Origin of the sequence: Stenotrophomonas maltophilia group sp. RNC7, assembly GCF_030910085.1 — a bacterium.
GTDB classification, from domain to species: Bacteria; Pseudomonadota; Gammaproteobacteria; order Xanthomonadales; family Xanthomonadaceae; genus Stenotrophomonas; species Stenotrophomonas sepilia.
The window spans coordinates 1-631 of the sequence record NZ_JAVFVN010000144.1 but is presented as its reverse complement, the minus strand read 5'-3'; the positions used below and the strand labels follow the sequence as shown (position 1 = coordinate 631).

The following is a 631-nucleotide window of genomic DNA, read 5'->3' as shown; positions in this document are numbered from 1 at the left end:
ATCTTCCATCTCTTTTGCAGCTATGGTAATATCACAAGAAGAATCTCCATGAATTGCCTTCATTTCCCTTAAATTTACATCAAAAAATGTATCTCCATTAATAATAAATATTTCTTCATCTTTGCAAATCGATACAGCTTTTTTTATAGCTCCCCCAGTTCCTAATGGTATTACTTCTTCTGAATATTCAATTTTGATTCCTTTAAATGAGTTTCCAAAGTGCTCCTTTATTAAATCACTTTTATATCCAACAGCCATTATAACTTTACTGAAATTGTATTTACTTAGATAATTAAGTATATATTCTAAAAAAGGTTTATCATTAACAGGGGCCATTGGTTTTGGAACATCTGAAACAATATGTCTTAATCGTGTACCAAATCCTCCAGCAAGTATTATAGCTTCCATTCTTATCCCTCCTCATAAAAAAATTCATTTTCAACAGCCGCACAAATAGCATGATAGATCGGAAGATGGTATTCTTGAATAATATATGTTTCGTCAGAAGGTGCATTAAGTAATATGTCTGACAACTCCTTCAGTTTTCCACCACTATTTCCTGTTAATGAAATTACCTTCATTCCTTGTATCTTGGCTATCTGTGCTGCATAGATTACATTTTTAGAATTCC

Annotated in this window: 1 protein-coding gene and 1 pseudogene; both read right to left on the bottom strand. The window is 31.7% G+C overall.

The features are described from left to right. On the bottom strand, nt 1–408 hold a 408-nt coding region (locus RCF13_RS01790; protein WP_308140772.1), incomplete at its 3' end, for a sugar phosphate nucleotidyltransferase. A gap of 2 nt (nt 409–410) precedes the next feature. After that, nucleotides 411–631 (bottom strand): annotated as a pseudogene (locus RCF13_RS01785) (hypothetical protein); the annotation flags it as partial.